The 1036-nt window shown below is 71.0% G+C and carries 1 protein-coding gene; it reads right to left on the bottom strand.

Annotated features, from left to right (window positions below):
* Window positions 1-758 (bottom strand): ThiF family adenylyltransferase (locus tag ETD85_RS64305; protein WP_206059662.1); only part of this gene is annotated, 758 nt, incomplete at its 3' end.
* Window positions 759-1036 lie beyond the last annotated feature (278 nt).

A 1036-nucleotide genomic window follows, 5' to 3' on the forward strand; every position in this document is an offset into this window, starting at 1 on the left:
GCGGTGGTCCGGGGGTTGGGTGAGGAGGTGGTGGAGCGCGGACCGGGGGACGAGGCGGTAGCCGTCGGATTTCGCCTCCCCGCTGTGGCGTTGGCGGCCCGTGGGACGGGTGTCGCGGTGCCGGATCGTGGGCCGGGAGCCGGAGTGCCGGGGCGCGTGCTGCCTGGGCCAGTGGCAGGACGTGTCCCGCTGCCTGTGGCGGCTGCTTCGGTCGTGTCGGAGGTCTGTTCGCGGCCGCCGGCCTCTCCGAGTCCTTGCCCGCCCGATGTGAGTCTCCTCACCACCGCCACGGCGCCGACCTCCCTGGTCAGGCCCACTTCCGCCCACGTCAGCCCTCCAGGTGTGATGTCCCCAGGCCGGACGAGGCCCGGGTCGATCACTCGGATGTTGCCCACCCCGCTGGCCGCGAGCAGGGCGATGACCTGTGCCCCCACCCGCCCCGCTCCATAGACCCGCACCCGCTTTTCCCTGCGGCGCAGCAGCATCCCGATGCCGCCGTCGGTGGCGGTCGAGGCCAGGTCGAGGGCATCGAGGTCGGGTCTCAGCCGGTCCCGCTCCGCCAGCGGCAGATCGTGCAGGGGCGCGTGGCTGGTGGCGGCGTCGTGCAAAGCGCCTTGGGCGGCGAGCTGTTCCAGCAGGAACTGCGCCCGGATCTCGTCGAGCCCCGCGGCCTGCGCGTCCTCCAAGACGGCGTCGAGTTCGCGGGTGCCGTCGAGGCCCTCGATCCACTGCCGGACGGCCTGAGTCAGGCCGCTCAACCTGACGGCTCTGAGGGGATGCACACCGTATTGCAACGTCTGCTCGTCGCGGAGGATTCGCCGGAGGGCGGGCTTCACACATGGCCTCATGGCCGGAAGGTTTCCATGCCGGACCAAGATCCCGAGCCGGTTCCGCGCGTGCTGTGGATAAGTCCGGCCGCGAGGCGCGGCTTGTGGATAACTCAAGGTCATGGCGCTCATCCGATTGATGGGCAATGGTCCGCCGGTGGGTCATAGGTCGGAGGCGGAGGCGGAGGCGGAGGCGAGGGTGGAGGTGG

It is taken from the genome of Nonomuraea zeae (assembly GCF_005889725.1).
In the GTDB taxonomy this organism is placed as follows: domain Bacteria; phylum Actinomycetota; class Actinomycetes; order Streptosporangiales; family Streptosporangiaceae; genus Nonomuraea; species Nonomuraea zeae.